Consider the following 19,732-nt stretch of genomic DNA (forward strand, 5'->3'; position numbering starts at 1 on the left):
GCGATTGAGTTTCGGCGCAGGCATATGCTTGTCCCGGCAAAACATGCTATAGTAATATACGATATTTCACGAAAGGGGACTTATCAGAATGTCCAAGTTGAAAGTTGCCGTCATCGGCTGCGGATCCATCACCATCCACCGGCATGCGCCGGAGTATGCCTCGAATCCGAATGTCGAGATCGTCGCGTTCGTCGATCCGGTTCAGGAGCGTGCGGAGAAGCTGGTCGCAAAATATGGCGGTAAAGCATATACCGATCACAATGAAATGCTGAAGGCGGAAAAGCCGGACGCCGTGAGCGTCTGCACGCCGAACGCTCTCCACGCGCCGATCTCGATTGATGCTGCCGACGCCGGCGCTCACGTGCTTTGCGAAAAGCCGATGGCCGTCTCGGCCGATGAAGCTCAAGCGATGATTGAAGCGGCGAAAAAGAACGGCGTATATTTGATGATCGGACACAACCAGCGCTACATGCCTCCGCATGTCAAAGCGAAGGAAATATTGAAATCCGGCAAAATGGGCAAAGTACTTACGTTCCGCACCTCCTTCGGACACCCGGGACCGGAAGGATGGAGCATCGAAGGCAAAGGCGGCTGGTTCTTCCAGAAAAATAAAGCCTTCGTGGGCGCGATGGGCGACTTGGGCGTTCACAAAGCCGACTTGATCCGCTGGCTTCTGGATGACGAGGCAGTTGAAGTGGGCGCATTCGTCGGCACGCTCCACAAGGAAGACACCGACGTTGACGACAACGCCAACTGCATTCTTCGCATGAAGAGCGGCGCCATCGGTTCTTTAGTCGCTTCTTGGACATATTACCGCGGCGAAGACAACAGCACGGTTCTATGGTGCGAGAACGGGGTTATGAAAATCGGAACTCATCCGGAAGACCAAGTGATCGTTGAGCTTCGCAACGGAACTGTGGAAAAATATCAAGTGGGCGGCATCTCCACGAACGAAAAGCAGCTGTCCAGCGGCGTGATTGACGCTTTCGTCGAGTCGATTTTGACGAAGACGCCTCCGTCCGTCTCAGGCGAAGAGGGAGCGAAGTCGCTCGCGGTTATCCTCGCCGCCATGGAATCGCAGGACCGCAATACGATTGTTAAAGTCAAGGCGTAGCATGAGTAAAACTTCCTCGTTCGGAACAGCCGAATGAGGAAGTTTTTTTTCGGCAATTTTGACGAAATCGTGTTTTTCGTGCATCATATAAGCTATATTGATTGATCCGGGGGAGAGAAGAAAGTGAAAGCTCATGAGATCATTGACGCTATGTCAAAGCAAGGGCTGCGCATTACCGACCAGCGGAAGACGCTTGCGAGGCTGTTTGCCGAAGCTCCCGGTTACTTGTCGGCGAAAGATGTATACGAATCGATGGGAAAAACGTATAGCGGTCTAAGCTTCGATACGGTGTACCGCAACTTGCGGCTGTTGAACGATCTGGATGTGCTGGAGCAATTCGTCTTTGAAGACGGCGTGAAATTCCGTGCCCACTGCAGGGAGCACGGTCATCATCATCATGCCATCTGCCTCCAATGCGAAAAGACGTATCCCGTCCCGTTCTGCCCGATGGACGTGCAGGTGAATTTACCCGATGGGTTCGACGTCGTCAAGCATAAATTCGAAATTTACGGCACTTGCCGCGAGTGCAGGAGCCGCAGCCATTGAAGCCGGCGGCTAAGTTGGCGCTGCAAGCTCCGATCCGGTTTTACCGAGCGGTTCTTTCTCCGTTGAAGCCGCCGACATGCCGCTTCTACCCGACATGTTCGGCGTACGCGCTGGAAGCGATCGACGTCCACGGTCCGCTTAAGGGATCTATTCTCGCCGCTAAACGTATCGCGAAATGCCATCCGTTTCATCCCGGAGGGATCGATCCGGTACCGCCGCGGACAACGGGGGAGGATCGGCCGCCTGATGACGCCTCCTGTCTTGACTTTGACGGCGGAAATAGGTAATCTAATGGGAAATACGGTATCCTGTGAACGGATAAGTACACCGAAGCGGTTATAGCAGAGAGCCGGGGCAGCTGAAAACCGGTATAAGCGCGAAGTGGAAGATGGTCCGGGAGGATTGTCCTTCGAGTGCGGCAGGGATTTCGCCGCATAAGTCGGGCACGCAGCGCCGGCGTTAACGGCAGAGTCCGCGAGACTCGTTGAGCGTTCCGATTGCATGATGGAACGGAATTTGGGTGGTACCGCGTGAGCGACAGCTCTCGTCCCATAGGGGATGAGGGCTTTTTATTTTTGATTGGAGGAATGTGCGGATGGCTGAAACGGCGAAAACATTTTACATCACTACACCGATCTATTATCCGAGCGACAAACTGCATATCGGGCATGCGTATACGACCGTCGCAGGAGACGCAATGGCGCGTTATAAGCGTTTGCGCGGATATGACGTGCGCTATTTGACGGGAACGGACGAACACGGGCAAAAAATCGAACGTAAGGCGAAAGAGAAGGGAGTCACCCCCCAGCAGTATGTCGACGATATCGTTGGGGGCATTCATGAGCTATGGGACAAGCTGCACATCAGTCACGACGACTTTATCCGTACGACGGAAGACCGCCACAAGCGCGTGGTTGAAAAAATTTTTCAACAGCTGGTGGACCAAGACGACATCTATTTAGGCACGTACGAAGGCTGGTACTGCACTCCGGACGAGGCGTTCTTTCTTGAGCGTCAGCTCGTCGACGGCAAATGTCCGGATTGCGGCCGTCCGGTGGAGCGCGTACAGGAAGAATGCTATTTCTTCCGGATGAGCAAATATGCGGACCGGTTGTTGAAATTTTACGAGGAAAACCCGGAATTCATCCAACCGGAGTCCCGGAAGAACGAGATGATCAACAACTTCATCAAGCCGGGTCTCGAAGATTTGGCGGTATCGCGCACGACATTCGATTGGGGGGTGAAGGTTCCCGGCAACGCGAAGCATGTCGTGTACGTCTGGATCGACGCGCTGTCGAATTATATTACGGCACTCGGCTACGGGACGGCGGATGATTCGTTGTACCGGCGATACTGGCCGGCGGACGTGCATCTCGTCGGCAAGGAAATCGTACGGTTCCACACCATTTATTGGCCGATCATGCTGATGGCGCTCGGACTGCCCCTTCCGAAGAAGGTGTTTGCACACGGTTGGTTGCTTATGAAAGACGGCAAGATGTCGAAATCGAAAGGCAACGTCGTCGACCCGGTAACGCTGATCGACCGGTACGGCCTTGATGCGCTGCGGTATTATTTGCTTCGCGAGGTGCCGTTCGGCGCGGACGGGACGTTCACTCCCGAAGGGTTTGTGGAACGGATCAATTACGATTTGGCGAACGATTTGGGCAACCTGCTTAATCGCACGGTCGTCATGATCGACAAATATTTCAGGGGCTCCATTCCTGAGCGCATCGAGAACGCCACCCCGTTCGACGCTTCCTTGGTGGAGACGGTGCAAACAACGGTGAAGAAAGTGGAAGAAGCGATGGAAGGCATGGAATTCTCCGTCGCCCTAACGGCCGTCTGGCAGCTGATTTCTCGTACGAACAAATATATTGATGAAACGCAGCCTTGGATGCTGGTGAAAGATGAAGGAAAGCGGGAACAGCTTGGATCCGTCATGTACCATCTTGCGGAGAGCTTGCGCATCGCTTCCGTGTTGCTGCGCCCGTTCTTGATTTCTACGCCGGGGCACATTCAATCGCAGCTCGGCCTCGATATGAACGACGAATCGGTGACCGGATGGACCAGTTTGTACGATTTCGGCAAGCTTCCTGCGGGGACGCGCGTTCAGAAGGCGGAGCCGATGTTCCCGCGTCTGGAAGCGGAGGCGGAAGTGGCGTATATTGTGCAGGCGATGGGTGGCGGCAAAGAAGTCCAAGCAGCAGGGAAGCCGGCTGCCGCCGAATCCGAACCGGCCGGTTCGCGAATCGAGGGCGTGGCCGAAATCGGAATCGACGACTTTATGAAAGTCGAGCTTCGCGTGGCGCAAGTAGTGGCTGCCGAACCGGTGCCGAAAGCGGATAAGCTCTTGAAGCTCCAGTTGGATCTGGGCGGCGAGCGCCGTCAGGTCGTCTCCGGAATCGCTAAATATTACACACCGGATCAGCTCATCGGCAAGAAATTGATATGCGTGACCAACTTAAAGCCGGTGAAGCTGCGCGGCGAACTGTCTCAGGGCATGATTTTGGCCGCATCCGCCGGAGAGTTGCTCACGCTCGCTACGGTTGAAGGAGACATACCGAACGGAGCGAAGGTAAAATAAACGCAAAAAAGGTTGCCGCCATGGGATCAGAATGTTTATACTCGCATTACGCGAGTCCGTTCTGGTCTCATGCGCTTTTAATCATTTATCTTTTATAGAGACGGGGAGAGACGAATGCTGGAATTATCCGTGCTTTGGTTTGGGTTGCTGCTTGGAATTAGGCACGCGATGGATGCGGATCACGTTGTCGCGGTAACGACCATCGTCAGCCAACAGCGGAAGTTGATCTTCGCCGCGTTGATCGGCGCCGTTTGGGGACTTGGGCATACGGTGACCATTGCGCTGATCGGATCGTTAATAATTTACCTTGAATGGGAGATCGCTCCCCGCATCGGTCTGTCCATGGAATTTGCTGTAGGCGTGATGATTGCAATTTTGGGAATCGTCAGTTTACGCAGTTTTTGGAAGGGACACACTCATAAGAAGAATGAAGCTCCGGTTACTCGGAAGACGTTTCTTAAACCGTTGATCGTCGGTCTTGTACACGGCGCAGCCGGCTCGGCCGCCGTGGCGCTTCTCGTACTGCACACAATTGCGGATACGAGAGTATCGATTCTTTATCTCCTTGTTTTCGGACTCGGCACGGTTGCCGGCATGATGGGAGCGACGGTGATCATCGGCTTACCGTACATATTTTCCCGCAGCTACGGCATCATTCATCGCGGATTGGGCTTGGCCACATCCGTATTCGGCATAGGCTTCGGTCTGCTGCTTATGTATGAGCTCGGAGTCGGCAACGGTCTGTTCACCGAACACCCGACGTGGACGCCGGAGTAAGCAGCTCGCATCTGCACGGAGACGATTGAGTGAAGGACGCCGATGGCGTTTTAGGTTATGGCCGCTCAAGTGCAGCGGCAATAATTGCCGCTGCAATCGGCCGGTTTAGTACGTTGGCTGCTGCAGCGGCAGTTTTTGCCGCTACAGCCGGAAGTAAGACTATACTTGGGTACAAAGAGGCAACTTAGCGGTAATTTTTGCCTCTGTAATAGGGCGTTTCGAAAAAGCTGGCACGCAACGGTAATCTTTGCCTCTGCATAAATCGGAGATGAAGTAATGTCTTTGCTGCCTCGTGCGGGCAATGCTATTTCTTGACACATTAATATTTGGGTTGACATATTTTCAGAGACAAACGTATAATCTTCATGTAAATCGTAATTTTTACGATTAACTTTAAAATAAATCGGAGGAAATATGAAAAAGATTGTCTCTGTTATTTTCATTACGGTTATCGCACTGATTGTCGCTGCTGGGTGCAATTCCCAAGGCTACGTGCTGCAGGAAGGGAAAGTAAACGTTATTACTTCGTTTTTCCCTCTATATGATTTCGCTCGGGAAATCGGCGGGGAGCATGTTAACGTCGTGAATATAATTCCGACCGGTGTCGATCCGCACGATTGGACGCCGAAAAGCCAAGATATGACGAATGTGGCGAATGCGCAAATGTTCATATATCAAGGCGCAGGCTTTGAAGGATGGACGGAAGATCTGCTCGCCGGCATCGATAAAGGAAACCTCGTCGTTGTGGAAGCAAGCCATGGTATCGAACTGTTGACGGCATCTCCTGAAGGCGAAGAGCACGCGGAAGAGCACGCCGAAGAAGGCGAAGAGCACGCAGACGAGCACGCGAAGGAGGGCGAAGCACATGCAGACGAGCATGCTGCGGAGGAAAGCGGCGAGGATGAGCACGATCACGGCCAATTCGATCCGCATACGTGGTTGAGCCCTCGTTCGGCGCTTGCGATGGCGGAAAATATTAAGAACGGCCTAGTTCAAGCCGATCCGGAGCACACCGCCGATTACGAGAAAAACTACGAAGCGTTGACGGCGGAATTGAAGGCGCTGGACGACAAGTTCAAACAACAGCTTTCCGGAGCGGCAAAGAAAGAGATCGTCGTCTCCCATCAAGCGTTCGGTTACTTGGCGAGAGATTACGGTTTGTCGCAGCTGCCGATCATGGGATTGGCTCACGAAGCCGAGCCTACGGCGCAAGATTTGAAAGAGATCAGCGAGTTTGTAAAGGAACATGAAGTGCGGTATATTTTCACGGAAGAGTTGTTGTCGGACGAATTGGCGAAGACGCTCGCGAACGATCTCGGCGTCCAAACGCTGCCGCTCAATCCGGTGGAAGGATTAACGGAGGAGCAAATGAAAGCGGGCGAAACATATATTTCGTTAATGGAAGACAATCTCGCCAATCTGATGACCGCCTTAAAGTAATACTCCAATTCTAAGCAAAGAGGGATAGTATGAACCCCGCCAACATAAATGAGCGAAACGGAACGGGGCAGCCGGTGATCGAAATATCGGATCTTCGGTTTTCCTACGACGATAAGACGGTTATCGACGGGCTCGATATCCAAATACACCGCCGCGATTTCGTAGGCTTGATCGGCTCCAACGGCGCGGGAAAGACGACGCTGCTTCGCATGATGGTCGGTTTGCTGAAGCCGACGGCGGGCGAATTGCGCTTGTTCGGCGCTCCAATCTCGGAATTCAACGAGTGGCGGCGAATCGGTTACGTCCCGCAGAAAACCGCGCTTAACCCGTTGTTCCCGGCGACGGTCAGAGAGGTTGTGCTTTCCGGCTTGTACGGCAAGCACAAGCTGTACCGCCGACTAACGGCGGCGGACCATCAACGTTGCAACGACGCGCTTTATGCTTTGCAGATCGCCGATCTGGCAGACCGGCGCATCGGACAGCTGTCCGGCGGACAACAGCAGCGCGCTTTCTTGGCGCGGGCGCTTGTCGGAAATCCGGAACTGCTTATTCTCGACGAACCGACGGTCGGCATTGATACGGAGACGCAGCGCGCCTTCTTCTCCATGCTTCGTCATATGCACGCCCATCACGACATCACGTTCCTCATGGTTTCGCACGATGTCGAAATGATGAAATCGTACTTGGGCGACCGGCCCGTTATGACGAACGGTAAACTGAAGTTTTACGTCAAACCGATGGACAACGCCATATCGTGCGCCGAGACGGACCTTACTCACGCGTTGAAAGATTGGCCGGGAGCCGGCGAACGTGTTCCCGCGTTCCAATAAGGAGGTCATGGGAGGCCATGTTTGATATTTTCGCCTTTCCTTTCTTTCAGCGCGCTCTCGTGGGAGGACTTCTCATCGGAGGGATGGCGCCGCTCCTTGGCATGTTCCTCGTGCTTCGCAGGCTATCCATGATCGGCGATACGATCGCTCACGTGTCCATCGCAGGCGTAGCGCTCGGCTTCTTGATCAATGTGTATCCGGTCGGAGTCGGGCTTATATTTGCGCTGTTCGGCGCGATCGCCATCGAGCGGCTGCGCCGCACGTACCGGACGTATGCCGAATTATCGATAGCCATTCTGTTATCCGGCGGCGTTGCTTTGGCCACCATGCTGTTTACTTTGGGGCAAGGGTTCAACATCAATGTTACGAGTTACTTCTTCGGCAGTATCTATACGCTCGATTGGATCGATCTCGTAACGATTTTCGCGGTGACCATCGTCGTCCTAGGCGTCATTGCTTTTCATTCGAAGGAATACTTTCTGCTGACGTTCGACGAAGATGCGGCCAGCGTCAGCGGGCTTCCGGTACGAACGCTGAACATTACGCTTACGGTATTGACCGCGCTCGTCATCAGCGTTTCCATCAAAATTTTAGGCGCGCTGCTCGTGTCGGCGCTGCTGACTATCCCAGTCGCGTGCAGTCTGCTCATTGCCCGAAGCTTTCGCCATTCGCTCATATGGGCGATCGTCTTCTCGGAAGTCGCCGTCTTGACCGGTCTCATAGGCGCAGGTGAACTCAATTTGGCGCCCGGTGCAACCGTTGTGTTATTATTGATCATGATCCTTATCGTGCTTATTGCGCTGAAGAAAGGTTTCAAATTATGATCGGATGACGCGAAGGGGAGAGAGAAATTGCCGGAAATCACCGTTTGGATCGCTTTTGCCGCGGGGCTCGCTTCGTTTATTTCACCGTGCTGCTTGCCATTGTATCCATCTTATTTGTCGTATATTACCGGCGTCTCCGTCTCGCAATTAAAGACGAACCAAACGAAAGAAGTGCGGCTGCGTACGCTCAGCCACACTCTTTTCTTCATTATCGGGTTCTCGATCGTATTTTACGCGTTTGGGGCGGGCGCGGGACTTATTGCCGAAATATTTCGGGAATATCAGGACCTTATCGCGAAACTGTCCGCTATATTGCTCATCTTGGTAGGCTTATTTCTGCTCGGAATATTCCAGCCGCAATTCCTGATGCGTGACATGAAGCTGAGGATCAACGCAAAGCCGGCAGGGCTGCTCGGCTCTCTGCTGATCGGCATCGGGTTTGCGGCAGGCTGGTCGCCGTGCATCGGGCCGATCTTTTCCGCCATTATCTCGCTCGCGACAACGGAACCGGGCATTTGGTTCCAACTGACTACGGCTTATACATTGGGATTCGCGCTTCCCTTTTTCCTCATGGCGTTCTTTATCGGTTCCACAAGGTGGATCTTGAAATACTCCGACCGCTTGATGAAAGCCGGCGGGGCGTTCCTGATTCTCTTCGGCATACTGCTTTACACGGGACAGATGCTGCGAATCACCGTATGGTTTAACTCGATCACTCCGGACTGGCTTAGGTTTTAAGTAAAATAATCGATGCTCGCCTTCGGGAAGTTTGCAAAGATTTGTTCCGTAAGAAACTCCCGAAGGGCGTTCGCTTGTTCATCCGGATACACATATTTCCCTTGGCCCCAACGGCCCCACTTATATTTCCGCTTCACTTCGTCCATTTCCAGCTTTGTCTTCGGATAACGCGCCTGAATGACTCGTTTCGCCGTCTTCGTAAACCGGTGTTGTATGAGCTCGAATGTCAATTCCGTCTCGGCTTCCGGCGGAACTTCCCGTTTCAAGCTTCGGATCAGCTCCGCATACCCTTCTTCCCAACCTTCATGCCAAATGATCGGCGCGATAATGAAACCGAGAGGATAGCCGGCCCTCGCCACTTTGCCCGCAGCTTCAATGCGCTCCGTGAAGCTTGAGGTTGCCGGCTCGAAATTTCGGATGACATAGTCCGCATTTACGCTGAAGCGAATGCGAGTCCTCTTGTTATGCTCAAGGGCAAGCAGCGGTTCAACGTTATTGAATTTGGTTACGAACCGAAGCCGGCCGTATTCCTGCTTTCCCATGAACTCGATGAGATGCGAGAGGGAGCCGGTGATGTGCTCCAGCCCGACGGGATCCGACGTGCAAGCCGCTTCAAAGCGGGTGATTTCCGGTTTCCTTTCCTCAATGTATTTCAACGCCCGGTTCGTAATATCGTCGATGTTTACATACACCCGTACATACGGTTTGGCGCCCAATGTCGTCTGCAAATAGCAATAATGGCAATGCGCCATGCAGCCGGTAGCAACCGGGATCGCGTACTCCGCAGACGGTTTGGACGTGTCGAATTCGAGAGTCTTGCGCACTCCGACAACGAGCGTTCTTTTTGCGATTTTGTATTTCTCTAGATCGGTCTCACCGGGCAAATCGGTGATCCGGTTATGTGACGTCGTCATACGTATCGGCAAATCGTTTTCCTGAGCCCATTTATAAATCCTGGCACCCATAGGGTATTCCAAGGAATCCGGTTCAAAATAAACGAGCTCCGGAATAAATACTTTTAACTTCGCGCCTGCCCGCACCGGCGTTTCCATTGCCATTCGCTTGCCCCCTTTCATTGCATAAAGATGTCCTCAACGTTAGAATTTGTTTGCGAAATCGCCGTCAAACGAGGAAAATGAAGTCAAGCGGGCTTGCTTTGTCCATACGCTAAAGGTATAGTATTCAAGTAACGATTATGAAACGGTAACGAGAGGGGAACCCCGGTTTGGCAACACCCAGCATGGAGGATTATTTGGAGCGAATATACCGCTTGATCGACGAGAAGGGGTATGCCCGGGTAGCCGACATCGCCGAAGGATTGGAAGTTCATCCGTCATCGGTTACGAAGATGATCCAGAAATTGGATAAAGATAATTATTTGGTTTACGAGAAATACCGCGGGCTGATATTGACGGCCAAAGGCAAGAAGATGGGAAAACGTCTCGTCGACCGGCACCGCTTGCTGGAAGAGTTTTTAACGGCGATCGGAGTACAGGAAGAGAACATTTATAAAGATGTGGAAGGAATCGAGCATCATCTGAGCTGGGATTCGATCACTTGCATTGAAACATTAGTCGAGTACTTCCGCAGGGACGGCAACCGGCTTGCCGAGCTGAGGAAAATTCGCGAAGAATTGGATATGGATTGACTTGAATGCGTCTGCCTTGCGTGCGGGCGTTTTTTTGTGTTTTTCTCATATGGACTTGTGGCACCGGCATACATTTATCGCAAGGGGAGGGACGGACGATGCGTGTAAATGCGGTGTTCCAGGGCGGGGGGGTCAAGGGGATCGGCCTCGTCGGAGGGATTTATGCGGCGGAAAGGCGCGGCATTACGTTTCACCAGGTGGCGGGAACGTCGGTAGGGGCCGTTGTCGCGGCTTTTTTGGCGGCGGGTTATTCGGCTGATGAAATGAAGAATATTATACTCAATACGAATTTCCGGCGATTCATAAGTAAAGACTGGTTCCATTACTTGAACGGTTTCGGCCAAGTGGTTCGGTTGTTTGTAAAGAAAGGTTTGTACTCCGGGGACCCGTTGGAGGAATGGGTGAGCGAACATTTGAAGGCGAGGGGAATCCGCACCTTCGGAGACCTTGAAGCGAATAAGCTTAGGGTCGTCGCTTCCGACATTTCACAAGGGAAAATGTTGGTACTGCCTGAGGATATTTCTAATTACGGAAGAGACCCTTCCGATTTTCCCGTGGCGAGGGCGGTCCGGATGAGCGCCGCTTTGCCTTATTTCTTCGATCCGGTAATATTGAAGCATCGCAATCCGAAGGAACGAGGCAGAGGAATTGAGAAGGAGTCGTATTATATAGTGGACGGAGGTATCTTGAGCAACTACCCGCTTTGGATTTTCGACAAAGAATTGAATGAGATTCCGCCGAAAGTGCCGACGCTCGGGTTTCAGCTGGTAGGCAAGAAGCCGGATCAACCGTACCCGATCAATGGCCCGGTGTCGATGTTCAATGCCTTGTTCTCGACCATGATGGGCGCTCACGACGAACGGTATATCGAAAAGCACAACCGGTTTCGTACGGTCAAAATTCCGTCCCACATGGTGCATACGACGGAATTTTCAATTACGCACGAGCAGATGATGGAACTATTCGACTCGGGCGTAAGGGCCGGCGGCGAATTTTTTGATAGATGGACATACTCGGGCTATTCTTTGGAAATGGACAAATGGATTCATACGATCAATCCGAAAGCGGCGGTGACGGGCAAAGGAGGCAAAGGTTATACTGTACGCGAAGAAATGAAAACTCACGAGCCCCCGCTGCCGAAAGCGGAATGAGAAAAACCGGCGGCCCGATAAGGCACGCCGGTTTTGTTGCGCTGTTCAATGATATTTCGGAGTTTCGTCGTCGTCCTGTTTGTTGCCGCGAATGACTCTGAATTTGGCGCGTTTCGATTTTCTTCCGTTAGCTTGGGAAGACGATCCGAATAATCCGTTTATGCGGTACCGCCCCGCGAGATAACGCCATGTCGAGGGCGGAAACCGGTACAACAAGAAGACAAGTCCGAAAATGACGACAGGTATGATCCATTGGGATGCGTTTCTAGCGATGCTGGACAACAAGCCGACGACCATTAACGCAATGATGACGTAAGTTGCGACGTTACGGCCTCCATAGCGTCTCATCTTGGCATCACGCTCCCACCGTCCGATTTTGTTCCATAGATATGCTGTTTCGACGGTCCGCCTCGAGCATCCGTTGGAAGGAGGCGATCGCCACTTCCACCTGATCGTCGGTAGGCTCTTTCGTCGTTAACTTCTGCAGCCATAGTCCGGGATATCCCAAATAGCGAAGCAGCGGAACATCGCGAACGCTATTTGTGAAACGCAGGAATTCATACGATAAACCGATCACGAAAGGAAGAAGCAATATCCGGATGCCTAATCGCTCCCATATCGAGTCCCATTCGAAAAACGGCAAGGAATATAAGAAAATCCCGATAAGAACGGTCAATACGATAAAGCTGCTGCCGCATCGGTAATGAAGCGTGTTGTATTTCTGAACGTGTTCCACGGTAAGGGGATCGCCTGCTTCATACGCGCTTATAACTTTGTGCTCCGCCCCGTGGTACTGGAACAACCGCTTAATTAGCGGTGTTTGCGAGATCAGTAATATATATGCGACCAAGAGCGCTAATTTGATTACACCTTCTATCAAGTTGTGCAAAAAGATATTGTCGAATACGGTGCCGAAGAGCATTTCTTCCAGCGCGGCCGGCACGAGAGTGAAGACAAGCTTTCCGAAAACGAACGACAGAACGCCTACCACGGCGACGCCCAATATCATCGTCACATTCTCGCCGAGCGATTTGCGCTGCGGCTCGGGAGCTTCCGCACGCTCTCCTTCCGATTCTTCCGAAGCGTAGGCTTCGGCGGAGAAATTGAGGTGCTGAGACCCTTTGGCGCTTGCTTCGACCAAGCCGACAAGTCCCCGCAGGAAAGGTATCTTCTTAAGCGACGCCACCCAAGGGACCGATTTCTTCGGCGTCTCGAAATATTCGATCGAACGGTCTTTCTTGCGCACGGCGGTTACATTGACGTTGCGTCCGGCGAACATTACGCCTTCAATCACCGCTTGTCCCCCGTATATTGCCATTGTATTTTGTTGCGACACGAGTCGTCACCTCTCCAACACATCTTGCTGTTTGCTTTCATTGTAGCCGATTCCCGCTTCAATTGCCACCGGAAACGGCCGGATGAATGTGGGAACGCTTCGGTTACCGCGATTCTTTTTTGCGCATAATAGGGTTGATTATGGCAACGGAGGAGACGATATGTTATGGGCAAAAGCGCCGATATGGTGGAAGCCGGACATACGACGGTCGAGCATACAAGAAAGCTGCCGTTTGCATTATATCTCGGTTTTTTTGCTGGGGTGATTTGGGGAGCGGTTCGCATTTTGTTTTATTTCTTGCGATTTACCGAAGTATTGCCGGGATTTTTGGCGGAACCGTTTTTCTTGCACAATTTTTTAGCGGGAGTCGGCGGATGGATGGTCGGATGGGTGTTTTGGACCGTCTTTTCGATCATCGCATCCCTTATCTATACGTTTTTGTTTCATTGGCTGAAAGGTCCGTGGTACGGTGTCGCGTACGGACTTATTTGGTTTGTGTTTTGGATATTGCTGGTCGGGCCTTGGTACGAAATGGCTGAACCGATAGGCGTAATAAGCTGGAACACGCTTTTCACGGAAGGTTCTCTATTTGCGCTATGGGGAGTATTCATCGGGTATTCGGTGGCGTTTGAATTTACGGATGAGCGGGAGCGGGATAAAGGAGAGGGTACGATGCGGTTGCACTAGGCAACCGAAGGTTGTCCGTGTAGAGGGAGGCGTCTCGCACAACGAGGCAACCGCAGGTTGTCTGGGAGTGCTTCTCAAACCGGGGAAAACTATGGTAAAATGGCATTTGGTGCTCGAGAAGGATGCTCGTGAATGTTGACGGCGCCAAAGCGGGAGAGGTGGTGCCCTTGGTAAAAACGATCCTGGTATTGAACGGTCCGAACTTAAATACGCTCGGTTGGCGCGAGAAGGATGTATACGGTACGGTGACGCTGGAAGAGATCGAAGCGAACGTCCGCAAGTTGGCGGACGAGCTCGGGCTCGGGATTCGGTTTTTCCAATCGAATTACGAAGGCGCGCTCGTTGAGGAGATTCATGCCGCCCGCGAAACCGCCGCCGGCATCATCATTAATCCGGCCGCGTTTACTCACTACAGCTATGCGATTCGGGACGCCTTAGCCGCGGTTAATTTACCGGCGATCGAAGTGCATCTGTCGAATGTGTACAAGCGCGAGCCGTTCCGCCAAGTGTCGGTAACGGCTCCGGTGTCGATCGGCGTCATTACCGGATTAGGGGCACACGGATACGAATTGGCGTTGCGTGCCATGGCAGCACACATTGGGGATAAAGGGTGAACGCACGAATGTCCGCGATACAACAACGTGTAAGCAAGTTGCGGCAGGCGCTCGCTTCGACGGAAGCCGAAGCGTTGCTTATAACGCATCCCGTGAACCGCAAGTATGTGACCGGCTTTTCCGGCACGGCCGGTTATGTCGTAGTGACGGCGGACCGCGCGTTTCTGTTTACCGACTTTCGCTATGTTACTCAGGCGAAGGAACAGGCAGCCGGCTTTGAAATTGTGGAACACGATACGAACCCGATGAAGACCGTCGGGGAAACGCTGCGTTCCGTCGGAGTCCGGAAGCTCGGATTTGAACAGAATCACGTTTCATACGGTGCGTACTTGACTTACGCTTCCGATCTGGGAAACGACATATCGCTGGTGCCGACCGAAGGGCTGCTAGAGCGGCTGCGCCGGATTAAAGACGCGGACGAGCTTCGCTTGATCAGAGAAGCGGTTGCGGTTGCGGACACGGCTTTCTCGCATATTTTGACGGTTGTCAAACCTGGGATTAAAGAACGGGAAGCGGCTTTGGAATTGGAGATGTTCATGCGCCGCCAAGGGGCATCGTCCAGCTCGTTCGATATTATCGTCGCTTCGGGTGAGCGATCCGCGCTGCCGCACGGCGTGGCAAGCGACCGCGTCATCGGGTCGGACGAATTTCTAAAGTTGGACTTCGGCGCACTTTACAAAAGCTACTGTTCCGATTTGACCCGTACGGTCGTGATCGGCACTCCTTCCGCAAAGCATCGGGAAATTTGGGATATCGTGCTTGAAGCGCAGCTTTCGGCGCTTTCAGGCATTCGACCGGGAATGACCGGGCGCGAAGCGGACTCGCTGGCTCGCGACGTCATCGCAAAATACGGATACGCAGATAAGTTTGGGCACGGGACGGGACATGCAGTAGGTATGGAGATCCATGAAAGCCCTCGATTGAGCAAGACGGAGGAAACCGTTCTCGAGCCGGGAATGGTGGTCACGGTCGAACCGGGAATTTATTTGCCGGGATTCGGCGGCGTGCGCATCGAGGACATGGTCGTCATAACGGAATCCGGTTGCGATATTCTCACGAAGGCTTCCAAGCAATTTATTGCGCTGTAAACCGATACACGCAATGTGTATTCGTTCAACCAACATTTCTAGGAGGATTTTGGCGTGATTTCAGTAAACGATTTTAAGACGGGTTTGACTATTGAAGTAGATAACGATATCTACACAGTAATCGATTTTCAACACGTAAAACCGGGTAAAGGCGCGGCGTTCGTCCGCTCCAAGCTCAAAGGCCTCCGCAACGGAAATGTCGTCGAGAAGACGTTTCGCGCAGGCGAGAACGTATCCCGCGCGATCGTGGACAACCGTCCGGTGCAATATTTATATAACTCCGGATCGGAGTATACGTTCATGGACACCGAGACGTACGATCAATTTTCCCTTACCGAAAAGCAGCTGGAGTGGGAAAAGAACTTCTTGATGGAGAACATGACTATTAATATCGTTTCTTACCAAGGAGAGATTATCGGCATCAATTTGCCGAACAGCGTCGAGTTAAAGGTGGCGGAAACGGAGCCGGGAATCAAGGGCAACACGGCGACGGGCGCAACGAAGAACGCGACGATGGAAACCGGCTTGAAGGTGCAGGTCCCGCTCTTTATCAACGAAGGCGACGTGCTGTTGATCGATACGCGCGAAGGCAAGTATATTTCCAGAGCATAGTTCGGATTTGACCAGGTCCCGGCCGGAGAGCGGCCGGGATTTTTGTGTTTAGAAAGTATAAGTTTTAAGGCAACTGTTCCCTTCTTGGCACGATCCTGGAGGTTCGCTTGGTCGATCCCGCCTTGACATCCGTTTCGAACTCCTTTATGAGCATTATACCCATGGTTCAGATAAACCGATTGGGCGACTTGGGCTTTACCTCTATTTCGACTCGTCCTTTGCAGGTTCGTCCTCATTTTCCCAATAAAGCATTTTGGCCAGGCTCTATCCCAATACTAACACTCTTGCGTGCACTATACCTTTTATTCAGTAAAATGGCAAAGGGACTTTTCGTTCAGAAAATGGCGCGATCAGACGATCTGAATCAAAGGGAGAGTGTACGTACGGAAATCAGAAGTTTCTCAAGCCTTTGCCGCATGAGCATGAGTATCGATCCTCTGGAGCATGCGGCCTGCAGATCCTCTTGCAATAATAGCGGCGATCGCCGGCGACTATCTTTGGCGGATCCGTCGGAAATCAACTCTGTTGGCGCGAACATTAACCTTTTTGTATAAATCATTCAACCTAACGAGAGCATCCTGTGTTATAATAGTGCAAAAAAATTTGCTGGTTTCTCGCCTGGAAATCAAGGGAGTGGTATTTTTGGCAATTGTGGTCATGAAATTCGGGGGAAGCTCCGTCGGCGACGCGGAACGAATGAAGCGCGTGGCGAGACGCGTTGTCGAGAAGAAAGCAGAAGGAAACCGCGTCGTTGTCGTTGTGTCCGCGATGGGGGACACGACGGACGATTTAATCGATTTATCCAAACAATTGAACGACAAACCTTCCGCCCGCGAGATGGACATGCTGCTGACGACCGGCGAGCAGGTATCCGTAGCTTTGTTGTCGATGACGATTCAAGGATTGGGCCACAACGCGGTGTCTTATACCGGTTGGCAAGTCGGCATGTTGACGGAGAAGGCGCACGGCCGCGCGCGGATTACCGATATTAAACCGGACAGAATCCATAAAGCGCTTGGCGAGGACAACATTGTCGTCGTCGCCGGTTTCCAAGGGATGACCGAAGACGGCGAAATCACTACGCTCGGGCGCGGCGGCTCCGACACGACGGCGGTGGCGCTCGCTGCGGCGTTGAAGGCGGATCTGTGCGAAATTTATACGGACGTTGACGGTATCTACTCGACGGATCCGCGCATTGTGAAGGTAGCCCGCAAGCTGAAGGATATTTCATACGACGAGATGCTGGAGCTGGCCAACCTCGGCGCAGCCGTCTTGCATCCGCGAGCAGTGGAGTATGCGAAGCATTACAATGTGCCGCTCGTGGTGCGGTCCAGTTTCAATCATAACGAAGGCACGATCGTGAAGGAGGAAGCAACCATGGAACAGGGAGTAGTCGTCAGCGGGATTGCTTATGATAAAAATGTGGCGAGAATCAGCATTTTAGGCGTGAGAGACGTACCGGGGCAGTTGGCGAAGGTATTCACGGCGCTGGCGTCGGCAGGCATTAACGTCGATATCATCGTGCAGAGCGGTGTGCTGAACGGAAAAGCGGACTTCTCGTTCTCCGTCGGTGTGGACGATGCCGAAGCTTCCGTTGCGGTGCTGAGAAAAATTCAATCCGACGTCGGGTTCGACGATATTACGAGCGAAACGAATTTGGTGAAAATTTCGATTGTCGGCGCGGGCATGGTGAGCAACCCCGGCGTCGCGGCAAGAATGTTCGAAATCATCTCCGAGCAAGGCGTCAGCATCAAGATGGTAAGCACGTCCGACATCAAAGTGTCTTGCGTCGTTGACGCGGAGAAGTTCCAAGACATCGTGCGGGCGCTTCATACCGGTTACAACCTTGACACTGCGGAGCAAGCGTTCGTCGGAGGACCGCAGGAGCGAAGATAGTCGGACGACGGATTAGTTTCATTCTTTGAAGTTATGTATGGTACAGCGGGCAAACTTTCGAAAATACAACTATTTATCCCAAAAAATGACCCTATTCGAGTAAATAGGGTCATTTTTTGATCCTATTCGACTGTCGGTGTCGGCGGTCGGGCAGGATAACGGAAAAAAGGACGCTTATCCGCCGGAAATCGACTAAAAATGAACGTTTGATTGGCGAATAGGTTCAATTTTTGACCCTATGAACCCGCATAGGGTCAAAAATTGACCTTACGGCACACCGTTCGTAACCGTGTATTACGAGCGTTCCGGAACTAAGTATATGGAGTCGTCATCGGCGGCAATTTTCAAATGGCCGACTATAACATACTGAAGTCTGTGTCAGTGGGAACAAACGAAGGAGATTTATATGCAGGGACCGACGGAACGCTTGCGCTCAAATGGAAAAAACCGGCCGACAGCGAGCCGTACCGGTACATATACGCTTATGATCCAAGTATTGAAGAAAAGGACATTATATCGATTGCCGAATCGGTAAGGTAATCCAACGCTCCTCACTTCAGCTTGTCATACATGAAATAGGCGAGCTTGAGGAAGAATGCGGTGATTCCCGCCGCCATGAGCGGTCCGACCGGAATGCCTCTCAAAAACAGGATGCCGAAAATCGATCCGATCACAAGTCCTACGATCAATTGGGGATCCACTTTCAACAAGTCAAGCCCTTTGCCGTTCATATAGGTAGCAACCGCGCCTCCCGCCAGCGCCAGGATGCCCGGAACGCTGGTGAACACGGAGAGAATGTCTCTATGCGTGATCTTCTCGCTGGCGAATGGGACGAGCACGCCCATCGTCAAAAACAACAAACCGAATTCGAGACCGCGCCGTTCGATCGTGGGCAGATATCGTTCCAACGACACGAGTTTCACGATCAGCAATATGCAGGCAGCGGTCGTTATAATGTGGGACCGTCCGAGCATGCCGATGATGATGAGCAACACCAATAACAATTCACCGTTCATAGGGAGACTCCTGTCCGCATGGATTCTCTAAAGTCTATGAACGGTTTTTCGTTTTAGAACGGCCTGTACCCCGAGCGCTTACCTGTCGAACGCGCGCAACGCGCCGTCACCCAGTACAGGCACAATATCGAAACAGTTGACTCGCGAACAGTACAGCACGTCGTCGGCAAAGCCAAGTTGCGACAGACGAACGCCGCCATCGCACGACAGAAGCGCTTCTTCCAGCCTATGCTCGATATGTGCGTAAGCGGCGGCCATCGCTGCGGCGAAATCGTTCATTTCGAGCTCCCGGCCGGATGCTTGAATCAGTTCCCTCGTAATAAGGCCCGCGCACAATCCGTCTTCCAGCGCGAATACGTCCTGCGTACCTGCGCAGAGCAGCACGACATCGCGCCTTAGCCTCAATGCGGCCTTGGCGCATGCGGAAGCGTTCAGCATCGAGCCCGCAAACACCGTTGCGCCTCTGGCCGCTTTCTGGATGCCTCTCGTTCCGTTGGTCGTCGTCATGACGATCCGCTTCCCGGCAATGGCATCGGTTCTAAATTCGTGCGGAGAATTTCCGAAATGAAAGCCCGGAATTTTTTTGCATTGGCGCTCGCCCGCGAGCAAGTCGCCTTCCGATGCCGTTTGTTTCGCTTGAACGACCGTCTCCACCGGCACGATGCAAGAAGAGCCGTGAACCAACGCCGTTACCATAGTTGAAGTGGCGCGGAGAACGTCGATGACGAACACCGTCTTTCCCGCCAAATCGTGGGCTTGCGTTTCGCTAATGTTGGAAATGCAATCGATCCGCATACCCTTTTCCTCCTAATAACTTTTTTGATTCGGGCG

At 52.5% G+C, this 19,732-nt stretch carries 22 protein-coding genes; 17 read left to right on the top strand and 5 right to left on the bottom strand.

Annotation, left to right across the window (positions count from 1 at the left end; genetic code table 11):
* The first annotated feature begins 88 nt into the window (after positions 1-88).
* The 9 genes from JET16_RS21175 to JET16_RS21215 all read left to right on the top strand — a co-directional run bounded on the left by JET16_RS21175 (position 89) and on the right by JET16_RS21215 (position 8,853).
* Positions 89-1,114, top strand: coding sequence for a Gfo/Idh/MocA family protein (locus JET16_RS21175; RefSeq protein ID WP_199620123.1), 1,026 nt, complete (start codon positions 89-91; stop codon positions 1,112-1,114).
* A 123-nt stretch (positions 1,115-1,237) separates the two neighbouring features.
* Positions 1,238-1,660, top strand: a complete 423-nt coding sequence (locus JET16_RS21180; protein WP_325176751.1) for a Fur family transcriptional regulator — start codon at positions 1,238-1,240, stop codon at positions 1,658-1,660.
* On the top strand, positions 1,657-1,947 hold the full coding sequence (yidD, locus tag JET16_RS21185; RefSeq protein WP_199620125.1) for a membrane protein insertion efficiency factor YidD: 291 nt from the start codon (positions 1,657-1,659) through the stop codon (positions 1,945-1,947). The genes JET16_RS21180 and yidD overlap by 4 nt, the downstream gene beginning before the upstream one ends.
* 308 nt (positions 1,948-2,255) lie before the next feature.
* Positions 2,256-4,244 carry a methionine--tRNA ligase gene (gene metG, locus JET16_RS21190; RefSeq protein ID WP_199620128.1) on the top strand — a complete coding sequence of 663 codons (1,989 nt, stop codon included), beginning with the start codon at positions 2,256-2,258 and terminating at the stop codon, positions 4,242-4,244.
* Positions 4,245-4,358: 114 nt separating this feature from the next.
* Positions 4,359-5,021, top strand: a complete 663-nt coding sequence (locus tag JET16_RS21195; protein ID WP_199620130.1) for an urease accessory protein UreH — start codon at positions 4,359-4,361, stop codon at positions 5,019-5,021.
* Positions 5,022-5,435: 414 nt separating this feature from the next.
* On the top strand, positions 5,436-6,461 hold the full coding sequence (locus tag JET16_RS21200; RefSeq protein ID WP_199620131.1) for a metal ABC transporter substrate-binding protein: 1,026 nt from the start codon (positions 5,436-5,438) through the stop codon (positions 6,459-6,461).
* 29 nt (positions 6,462-6,490) lie between these two features.
* Positions 6,491-7,291 carry a metal ABC transporter ATP-binding protein gene (locus JET16_RS21205; protein ID WP_199620133.1) on the top strand — a complete coding sequence of 267 codons (801 nt, stop codon included), beginning with the start codon at positions 6,491-6,493 and terminating at the stop codon, positions 7,289-7,291.
* A gap of 17 nt (positions 7,292-7,308) precedes the next feature.
* Positions 7,309-8,115, top strand: a complete 807-nt coding sequence (locus JET16_RS21210) for a metal ABC transporter permease (protein WP_199620136.1) — start codon at positions 7,309-7,311, stop codon at positions 8,113-8,115.
* A 27-nt stretch (positions 8,116-8,142) separates the two neighbouring features.
* A complete protein-coding gene (locus tag JET16_RS21215; RefSeq protein ID WP_199620139.1) occupies positions 8,143-8,853 on the top strand; it encodes a cytochrome c biogenesis CcdA family protein in 711 nt (236 codons plus the stop codon).
* On the opposite strand, the gene splB is transcribed toward JET16_RS21215, so the two are convergent.
* Positions 8,850-9,911, bottom strand: a complete 1,062-nt coding sequence (gene splB / locus JET16_RS21220; protein ID WP_407673168.1) for a spore photoproduct lyase — start codon at positions 9,909-9,911, stop codon at positions 8,850-8,852. The genes JET16_RS21215 and splB overlap by 4 nt on opposite strands.
* A gap of 167 nt (positions 9,912-10,078) precedes the next feature.
* On the opposite strand from splB, the gene mntR reads away from it, so the two are divergent.
* A complete protein-coding gene (gene mntR / locus JET16_RS21225; RefSeq protein ID WP_199620140.1) occupies positions 10,079-10,501 on the top strand; it encodes a transcriptional regulator MntR in 423 nt (140 codons plus the stop codon).
* A gap of 98 nt (positions 10,502-10,599) precedes the next feature.
* On the top strand, positions 10,600-11,652 hold the full coding sequence (locus JET16_RS21230) for a patatin-like phospholipase family protein (RefSeq protein WP_199620143.1): 1,053 nt from the start codon (positions 10,600-10,602) through the stop codon (positions 11,650-11,652).
* Positions 11,653-11,697: 45 nt separating this feature from the next.
* Here JET16_RS21230 and JET16_RS21235 read toward each other — a convergent pair whose 3' ends face one another.
* Together JET16_RS21235 and JET16_RS21240 are read right to left on the bottom strand one after the other, a co-directional pair.
* Entirely contained in the window at positions 11,698-12,000 is a 303-nt protein-coding gene (locus JET16_RS21235; protein ID WP_199620145.1) for a hypothetical protein, read from the bottom strand.
* 7 nt (positions 12,001-12,007) lie between these two features.
* The gene (locus JET16_RS21240) at positions 12,008-12,988 is read right to left on the bottom strand and encodes a DUF1385 domain-containing protein (protein WP_407673169.1); all 981 of its coding nucleotides are present in this window, start codon (positions 12,986-12,988) and stop codon (positions 12,008-12,010) included.
* 165 nt (positions 12,989-13,153) lie between these two features.
* On the opposite strand from JET16_RS21240, the gene JET16_RS21245 reads away from it, so the two are divergent.
* The 6 genes from JET16_RS21245 (at position 13,154) to JET16_RS21270 (ending at position 18,425) form a co-directional block, all read left to right on the top strand.
* Positions 13,154-13,675, top strand: coding sequence for a YqhR family membrane protein (locus JET16_RS21245; protein WP_233532004.1), 522 nt, complete (start codon positions 13,154-13,156; stop codon positions 13,673-13,675).
* Positions 13,676-13,803: 128 nt separating this feature from the next.
* On the top strand, positions 13,804-14,289 hold the full coding sequence (aroQ, locus tag JET16_RS21250) for a type II 3-dehydroquinate dehydratase (RefSeq protein ID WP_325176752.1): 486 nt from the start codon (positions 13,804-13,806) through the stop codon (positions 14,287-14,289).
* Between the two features lie 8 nt (positions 14,290-14,297).
* Positions 14,298-15,377 (top strand): M24 family metallopeptidase, encoded by a 1,080-nt coding sequence (locus JET16_RS21255; RefSeq protein WP_199620149.1) that lies wholly within the window; start codon positions 14,298-14,300, stop codon positions 15,375-15,377.
* A 54-nt stretch (positions 15,378-15,431) separates the two neighbouring features.
* Positions 15,432-15,989 carry an elongation factor P gene (gene efp, locus JET16_RS21260; RefSeq protein ID WP_199620151.1) on the top strand — a complete coding sequence of 186 codons (558 nt, stop codon included), beginning with the start codon at positions 15,432-15,434 and terminating at the stop codon, positions 15,987-15,989.
* A 642-nt stretch (positions 15,990-16,631) separates the two neighbouring features.
* Entirely contained in the window at positions 16,632-17,885 is a 1,254-nt protein-coding gene (locus JET16_RS21265) for an aspartate kinase (RefSeq protein WP_199620153.1), read from the top strand.
* 381 nt (positions 17,886-18,266) lie between these two features.
* Positions 18,267-18,425: a hypothetical protein gene (locus tag JET16_RS21270; RefSeq protein ID WP_199620155.1), complete on the top strand. Its 159-nt coding sequence runs from the start codon at positions 18,267-18,269 to the stop codon at positions 18,423-18,425.
* Between the two features lie 11 nt (positions 18,426-18,436).
* Here JET16_RS21270 and JET16_RS21275 read toward each other — a convergent pair whose 3' ends face one another.
* Both JET16_RS21275 and JET16_RS21280 read right to left on the bottom strand, forming a co-directional pair.
* A complete protein-coding gene (locus tag JET16_RS21275; protein ID WP_199620157.1) occupies positions 18,437-18,901 on the bottom strand; it encodes a DUF441 domain-containing protein in 465 nt (154 codons plus the stop codon).
* Between the two features lie 78 nt (positions 18,902-18,979).
* On the bottom strand, positions 18,980-19,696 hold the full coding sequence (locus JET16_RS21280) for a 2-phosphosulfolactate phosphatase (protein WP_199620159.1): 717 nt from the start codon (positions 19,694-19,696) through the stop codon (positions 18,980-18,982).
* Between the last annotated feature and the right edge of the window lie 36 nt (positions 19,697-19,732).

It is taken from the genome of Paenibacillus alkalitolerans (genome assembly GCF_016482785.1).
GTDB lineage: Bacteria > Bacillota > Bacilli > Paenibacillales > YIM-B00363 > Paenibacillus_AE > Paenibacillus_AE alkalitolerans.

Coding starts and splice junctions, on each gene's coding strand:
- JET16_RS21280 (WP_199620159.1), bottom strand. CDS start 19,696: ATGCGGATCGATTGCATTTCCAACATTAGCGAAACGCAAGCCCACGAT.
- JET16_RS21275 (WP_199620157.1), bottom strand. CDS start 18,901: ATGAACGGTGAATTGTTATTGGTGTTGCTCATCATCATCGGCATGCTC.
- JET16_RS21235 (WP_199620145.1), bottom strand. CDS start 12,000: ATGAGACGCTATGGAGGCCGTAACGTCGCAACTTACGTCATCATTGCG.
- JET16_RS21175 (WP_199620123.1), top strand. CDS start 89: ATGTCCAAGTTGAAAGTTGCCGTCATCGGCTGCGGATCCATCACCATC.
- metG (WP_199620128.1), top strand. CDS start 2,256: ATGGCTGAAACGGCGAAAACATTTTACATCACTACACCGATCTATTAT.
- splB (WP_407673168.1), bottom strand. CDS start 9,911: ATGGCAATGGAAACGCCGGTGCGGGCAGGCGCGAAGTTAAAAGTATTT.
- JET16_RS21230 (WP_199620143.1), top strand. CDS start 10,600: ATGCGTGTAAATGCGGTGTTCCAGGGCGGGGGGGTCAAGGGGATCGGC.
- JET16_RS21210 (WP_199620136.1), top strand. CDS start 7,309: ATGTTTGATATTTTCGCCTTTCCTTTCTTTCAGCGCGCTCTCGTGGGA.
- JET16_RS21245 (WP_233532004.1), top strand. CDS start 13,154: ATGGGCAAAAGCGCCGATATGGTGGAAGCCGGACATACGACGGTCGAG.
- JET16_RS21195 (WP_199620130.1), top strand. CDS start 4,359: ATGCTGGAATTATCCGTGCTTTGGTTTGGGTTGCTGCTTGGAATTAGG.
- JET16_RS21200 (WP_199620131.1), top strand. CDS start 5,436: ATGAAAAAGATTGTCTCTGTTATTTTCATTACGGTTATCGCACTGATT.
- JET16_RS21205 (WP_199620133.1), top strand. CDS start 6,491: ATGAACCCCGCCAACATAAATGAGCGAAACGGAACGGGGCAGCCGGTG.
- JET16_RS21255 (WP_199620149.1), top strand. CDS start 14,298: ATGTCCGCGATACAACAACGTGTAAGCAAGTTGCGGCAGGCGCTCGCT.